We start from the raw sequence: 6,799 nt of genomic DNA on the forward strand, positions 1-6,799 counted from the left end.
GCCGACGTCCGCATCGAGACCTATGTCCGCGGCGCCAACGTGGATGCTATCCTGGATGCTTCCGCCAAAGTTTCCCGCGCTTTCAAAGCTGGTGCGGACGCCGTGGGCGCCAAGTGCGAGATCACCGATCTGCCCGGTTACCTGCCCACCATCCAGAATTACGACCTGTTCGACATCATGTATGAGAACATGAAGGAAGTCTTTGGCGACGAGAAATTCGTCCGGTACGAGAACACCGCAGGCGGCGGCTCCACCGATGCCGGCGATATTTCCTACCTGATGCCCATGATCCACTCCTACTTCATCGGCGCTGAAGGCATCGGCCACAGCGAAAACTACGAGATCGCCGACAAGGACATCGCTTACATCGCCGCAGCAAAATGCCTGGCTATGACCGCGATCGACCTGCTGGCCGATGGCGCAGAACTGGGCCTGAAGGTAAAAGCCAACTTCAAACCCACTTTCACCAAGGAAGAGTACCTGGAAAAATGGGGCCTGATGACCAAATAACCTGGAGCGTCAGAATGCCGGTAGAAGTATTTCTACCGGCATTTGCTTCATAACAACAAAGCCGGCTTTAAGGCCGGAGCAAGGGAGGTACTACTTATGGCAGCATCCAGAGAAGAATTAAAGAAAAGAGCCTGTGAAGCCATCGACAAAAACCGGGATAAGATCATCGCCCTGGGCGAATCCATTATGATGGAGCCGGAACTGGGCTACAAGGAGTTTAAAACCGCCGATAAGGTGAAAAAAGTCTTTGATGAGCTGGGCTTCCAGTACCAGGACGGTGTGGCCATCACCGGCGTCATCGCCCCCCTGAAGGGCAAAGAGTCCAAGATCCGGGTTGCCGTCATGGGCGAGCTGGACGCTGTGGTCGTTCCCGGCCACGCCCTGTGCAACAAGGAGACCGGCGCGGCCCACTGCTGCGGCCACAACGCCCAGATCGCCTCAATGGTGGGTGTGGGCTACGCTCTGGCCGGCACCGGCATCCTGGAAGAGCTCTCCGGCGACGTTGTGCTGATGGCTGTCCCCTCGGAGGAATTTGTGGAGATCGAGTACCGCAACGAGCTGCGTAAAGCGGGCAAGATCCACTTCCTGGGCGGCAAACAGGAGTTTATCTACCTGGGTGTGTTCGATGACATCGACATGATGATTATGCAGCACACCTCCACCACCGAAAACGGCGATGAGGCGGGAAAAATCAAAGGCAACTGCGGCGGTTCCACCGGCCTTGGCTTTATGGGCAAACTGGTTCGTTACATCGGCAAAGAGGCCCATGCCGGCGGTGCGCCCCACCTGGGCATCAACGCCCTCAACGCAGCCCAGATCGGCTTGGCGGCGGTCAATGCCAACCGGGAAACCTTCCAGGATAAGGACACCATCCGGGTCCATCCCATCATCACCAAAGGCGGCGACCTGGTCAACGTGGTCCCCGCTGATGTCCGCATCGAGACCTATGTCCGCGGCGGCAACATGGAAGCCATCTTGGACGCCTCCGCCAAGGTGGACCGGGCCTTTAAAGCCGGCGCTGACGCGGTGGGCGCCAAGTGTGAGATCACCAACCTGCCCGGTTACCTGCTCCCTTATGAAAGCGAGGAGCTTAAAGACGTGGTTTGGGAGAATATGCACGCCCTGATGGGGGATTCCGCAGTGCGCAACGGCTCGGGCGGCTCCACCGATGCCCAGGACCTGTCTCAGATCATCCCTGTGGTCCACATGCGGATCGGCGGCGCCAAAGGCATTGGCCACGGCGCCAACTACGAAATTGTGGACAAGGAGATGGCTTACATCACCGCGGCTAAGATTCTGGCCACCACTGCTATCGACCTGCTAGCAGAGGGCGCTGTCCTCGGCCAGAAGGTAAAAGACAACTTTAAAGCCCCCATGACCAAAGAACAGTACCTGCGGGATTGGGGCGGGTTGGACCTGTAGCCAACCGGAACACAGCGGGGAGGGTTTTCTTTGTTTTCGCTGGAGACCCCTCCCGCCAGTGAGAACCGCAATAGGTCATGGCAGCTCCAATCCAAAATAGATATAGACTGCATTCATGCAACAGCCCCCAAGGCGAGAAAGGAAAATACCCCATGAAAATCATCGACGCCCATCTTCATCTTTTCCCCTCTGAACCCAAGACCGACACTATGGCACAGGGAGTGGGCCACCAAAATTCAGTTGCTCATCTCCGGCAGGCATTTGGGGAGTTGGATATCGTCCACGGTGTGGTGATGGGCAACCGCAGTCTCGAAGTGGGGTACCACAACTATCCCGCCGACCTGTTCCACTATTGCGTGGGGCTGGACAGCGTTTTGATGGATCAGGGGGATCGGGTGATCCCCGATTTGGCTGCCCAAGTGGAGGAGCACTTAAAGCGTGAGGAGTGCTGCGGGGTGAAGCTTTACCCCGGGTACAACAAAATCTGGCTCTCTGACCCGGTGTACCAGCCGGTCTATGAACTGGCTGCCCACTATGATAAGCCGGTGGCCGTCCACATGGGTTTGACCGCCCACCCCAGAGCCCATCTAAAATACTGCCACCCCTTGGCCTTGGACGAGGTGGCCGCCGACCACCCCGAAACCCAGTTCGTCATGTGCCATTTCGGCAACCCGTTTTTGGAAGCGGCGGCAGCGGTGGTGGAGAAAAATGCCAATGTGGCCGCCGATCTCTCCGGCCTCTTGGAGGGAAGGGTGGACCTGCCCCGCTACTTCCGGGAGCAATCCGGGTATGTGGGGTTGCTGCGCACTTGGCTCACCGCCATCTGCCAGTGGGATGATATCCTATATGGCACCGATTGGCCCATTGTCAACCTGGGGGAGTACATCGCCTTTATCAAGGGCATTGTGCCGGAGGAGCACTGGGAGCGGGTGTTTTTCCGCAATGCCAACCGGATTTACCGGCTGAATCTGTAATATTCTATTAATTTTATACGGAAAGGAAGTATTTCATGAGCATGACCAAAGAGCAACTGAAGCAGAAAGCCTGTGAGGCCATCGACCAGAACCGGGAGAAGATCGTAGCCCTGGGACGTTCCATCTTCAGTGAGCCGGAGCTGGGCTACAAGGAGTTCAAAACCGCCGACAAGGTGAAGAAGGTCTTTGACGAGCTGGGCTATGCGTATCAGGACGGGGTGGCCATCACCGGTATTGTCGCCCCCCGCAAGGGCCGCAAATCCAATATCCGGGTGGCGGTCATGGGTGAGCTGGATGCGGTAGTTGCCCCCGGCCACCGCTGTGCGGACCCCAAAACCGGCGCTGCCCACTCCTGCGGCCACAACGCCCAGATCGCCTCGATGGTGGGGGTGGCTTACGCCCTCAAGGACACCGGCATCATGGAAGAGCTGGATGGCGACATCGTGCTGATGGCCGTCCCCTCGGAGGAATATGTGGAGATCGAGTACCGCAACGAGCTGAAGAAGGCTGGAAAGATCTGGTTCCTGGGCGGCAAACAGGAGTTCATCAAACTGGGCGTCATGGATGACATCGACATGATGGTCATGCAGCACCTCACCACCCCGGAATATGCCTATGAGGGCAAAAAGGTCCTTTGCGGCTGCGGATCCAACGGCTTTGTGGGCAAGCTGATCCGCTACATCGGCAAAGAGGCCCATGCGGGCGGCGCGCCCCATCTGGGCATCAACGCCCTCAACGCGGCCAACATCGGCTTGGCGGCGCTGGCTGCCCAGCGGGAGACCTTCCAGGACAAAGACCACATCCGGGTACACCCCATCATGAACAAGGGCGGCGACCTGGTCAACGTGGTCCCTGCCGACGTACGGCTGGAGACCTATGTCCGCGGTTCCAATATGGAAGCCATTCTGGATGCCAGCTTTAAGGTGTCCCGTGCCTTCAAAGCGGGCGGTGATGCGGTGGGCGCCAAGTGCGAGATCACCGACCTTCCCGGCTACCTGCCCACCATCGAGGCCATGGAGCTCAACGAGCTGATGGCCGGCAACCTTTCCGGCCTCATCGGTGAGGAGAATGTGGCGGTCACCGGCCCGGCCAATTCTGGGTCTACTGACCAGGGCGACCTCTCCTACATCATGCCCACTGTTCAATCCTTCTTTGCGGCGGCCTCTGGCATCGGACACAGCGAGAGCTATGAGATCGCCGACGAAGAGCTGGCATATATTGTCCCCGCTAAGGCGATGGTGATGACCTGTATCGACCTGCTGTGGGATGGCGCGGCCAAGGGCATTGAGGTGAAAAACAACTACAAGCCGGAGATGACCAAAGAGGAATACCTGAAAAAGTGGGGCAATATGTAGCCCTCAACCAACCGGAAGAAGGGGAGGGGCCGCACCTGCGGCCCGCCCGTCTTGATACACGCGGGGCACCCCCGCTTGAGACAAAGAGAGGAAGTGCTGCAAATGAGCGTATCCAGAGAAGAACTGAAAAGAAGAGCCTGCGAAGCAGTAGACAAAAACCGGGACAAGATCATCGCCTTCGGCGAATCGGTCTTTGCAGAGCCGGAACTGGGCTTCAAAGAGTTCAAGACCTCCGCCAAAGTGAAAAAAGCCTTTGAGGAGATGGGCGTCGCCTACACCGATGGCCATGCCATCACCGGCGTCATCGCCCCTTTTAAAGGCAAGGAATCCAAGCTGAAAGTGGCCCTGATGGGCGAGCTGGACGCAGTTGTCTGCCCCGGCCACCGCTGCGCAGACCCGGTCACCGGCGCTGCCCACTCCTGCGGCCACCATGTGCAGATTGCCTCCATCATCGGCTGCGGCCTGGCGCTGAAAGACAGCGGCATCATGGATGAACTGTCCGGCGACATCGTGCTGATGGGCGTCCCCGCCGAGGAGGGCGTGGAACTGGAATACCGCGCCGGCCTGATCAAGGAGGGCAAGATCCACTTCCTGGGCGGCAAACAGGAGTTCATCTATGAGGGCGTGTTTGACGACATCGATATGATGATCATGCAGCACACCATGGTGGACGAGAATGTCAAGGCCACTGCCGGCGGCGCTGTCGGCAAGGGCTTCATCGCCAAATACATCCGCTACATCGGCAAAGAGGCCCATGCGGGCGGCGCGCCTCACCTGGGCATCAACGCCCTCAACGCGGCCCAGATCGGCCTGATGGCCATCAACGCGCAGCGGGAAACTTTCCAGGATAAGGATTCCGTCCGGGTCCATCCCATCATCACCAAGGGCGGCGACCTGGTCAACGTAGTCCCCGCCGATGTCCGCATCGAGACCTTCTGCCGCGGCAACAATGAGCCCGCCATCCTGGACGCCTCCAAGAAGGTGGATCGGGCCCTGAAAGCCGGCGCCGACGCCGTGGGCGCTCAAGTGGAGATCATCGATCTGCCCGGCTACATGCTTCCCTATGAGCATCTGCCCCTGAAAGAGCTGGTCACTGAGAACCTGGAAGCCCTGGTGGGCAAAGAGAATGTGGGCCCCGGCGTGGGTTACACCACCGACGCCAACGACGTCGCCCATATCGTTCCCACCGTCCATGCTTGCATCGCCGGTGCGGCCGGTGTGGGCCACAGCTCGGAATATGAGATCACCGACAAAGAGAACGCTTACATCGTCGCCACCAAGATGATGCTGATGAGCTGCATCGACCTGCTGGCAGATGGGGCTGAGCGCGGTCTCAAAATCAAGGAGAGCTGGAAGGCCCCTTACACCAAGGAGCAATACCTCAAGGAGTGGGGAAACCTGTAAGAGCAGCGCCAATACGTAGGAAAAGGGACCGCTTTCGGCGGTCCCTTTTTGTTGGAAGGAGCCTGTGGCAGCCAGGCGGAGCCACCTTATAAAAAGGGGGAGAACTCCCGGTTGGTTGGAATTCATAATATTAATAAAAATACTGGTGAAATGGGCCATTCCCTGGGCAGAACCGGAAATTTTGGAAAAAACCAGTTGCCGAACTTCCAAAATTCGTTTATACTTAAAGAGCATAAGGGGCTGTTTTGTCCGTCCTGCACATACAGTTCCCTCAATTTCCCTCTTCTAGAAAGAGGGGTGCTGCACTTTTAAGATGGAAAGGAAGATTGTTTATTATGGCGACTAGAGAAGAACTCAAACAGAGAGCTTGCGAAGCCATCGACAAAAACCGTGACAAGATCATCGCTTTGGGCGATGCGATTTTCTCCGAGCCTGAGCTGGGCTACAAGGAGTTTAAAACCGCTGAAAAGGTGAAAAAAGCCTTTGACGAGATGGGTTATACATACACCGACGGCCACGCCATCACCGGCATCATCGCTCCTTTGAAGGGCGGCGAGTCCAAAGTGAAGGTCGCCATCATGGGCGAGCTGGACGCCGTTGTCGCCCCCAACCACCGCTGCGCCAACAAAGAGACCGGCGCTGCCCACTCCTGCGGCCACCATGCTCAGATCGCCTCTATGGTCGGCGCTGCCTACGCCTTCAAAGACACCGGCATCCTGGAAGAGCTGGGCGGCGACGTGGTGCTGATGGCTGTCCCCGCAGAAGAGTATGTGGAGCTGGGCTACCGCAACGAGCTGCGCAAAGCTGGCAAGATCTGGTTCCTGGGCGGCAAGCAGGAGTTTGTCCGTTTGGGCCTGTACGATGACATCGACATCTGCGTCATGCAGCACACCGAGCTGGGCAATGTCATCAACTGCGGCCAGAAATACAACGGCTTTGTGGGCAAACTGGTGCAGTACATCGGCAAAGAGGCCCACGCAGGCGGCGCGCCTCACCTGGGCATCAACGCCCTCAACGCCGCCCAGATCGGTCTGATGGCTGTCAACGCCAACCGGGAGACCTTCCAGGACAAGGATCAGATCCGCGTCCATCCCATCATCACCAAGGGCGGCGACCTGGTCAACGTGGTCCCCG

General features: G+C 58.0%; 5 protein-coding genes and 1 pseudogene. All 6 read left to right on the forward strand.

Annotated elements, in window-relative coordinates; translation table 11 throughout:
• Positions 1-510, forward strand: a pseudogene (locus RDQ42_RS09870) (amidohydrolase); the annotation flags it as partial.
• A gap of 96 nt (positions 511-606) precedes the next feature.
• Positions 607-1,932 carry an amidohydrolase gene (locus RDQ42_RS09875; protein WP_071427987.1) on the forward strand — a complete coding sequence of 442 codons (1,326 nt, stop codon included), beginning with the start codon at positions 607-609 and terminating at the stop codon, positions 1,930-1,932.
• A gap of 152 nt (positions 1,933-2,084) precedes the next feature.
• Positions 2,085-2,906, forward strand: coding sequence for an amidohydrolase family protein (locus RDQ42_RS09880; protein ID WP_231358162.1), 822 nt, complete (start codon positions 2,085-2,087; stop codon positions 2,904-2,906).
• A gap of 35 nt (positions 2,907-2,941) precedes the next feature.
• Positions 2,942-4,261, forward strand: coding sequence for an amidohydrolase (locus RDQ42_RS09885; RefSeq protein WP_308588601.1), 1,320 nt, complete (start codon positions 2,942-2,944; stop codon positions 4,259-4,261).
• 102 nt (positions 4,262-4,363) lie between these two features.
• Entirely contained in the window at positions 4,364-5,665 is a 1,302-nt protein-coding gene (locus RDQ42_RS09890; protein ID WP_071427988.1) for an amidohydrolase, read from the forward strand.
• A 335-nt stretch (positions 5,666-6,000) separates the two neighbouring features.
• Positions 6,001-6,799 (forward strand): M20/M25/M40 family metallo-hydrolase (locus tag RDQ42_RS09895; protein ID WP_374044706.1); only part of this gene is annotated, 799 nt, incomplete at its 3' end.

This window comes from uncultured Merdimmobilis sp., from assembly GCF_902471145.1.
Taxonomy (GTDB): Bacteria; Bacillota; Clostridia; order Oscillospirales; family Ruminococcaceae; genus Merdimmobilis; species Merdimmobilis hominis.

What these genes read in the sequence shown, in the direction of transcription:
- RDQ42_RS09890 (WP_071427988.1), top strand. Translation starts at nt 4,364, where the DNA reads ATGAGCGTATCCAGAGAAGAACTGAAAAGAAGAGCCTGCGAAGCAGTA.
- RDQ42_RS09885 (WP_308588601.1), top strand. Translation starts at nt 2,942, where the DNA reads ATGAGCATGACCAAAGAGCAACTGAAGCAGAAAGCCTGTGAGGCCATC.
- RDQ42_RS09875 (WP_071427987.1), top strand. Translation starts at nt 607, where the DNA reads ATGGCAGCATCCAGAGAAGAATTAAAGAAAAGAGCCTGTGAAGCCATC.
- RDQ42_RS09880 (WP_231358162.1), top strand. Translation starts at nt 2,085, where the DNA reads ATGAAAATCATCGACGCCCATCTTCATCTTTTCCCCTCTGAACCCAAG.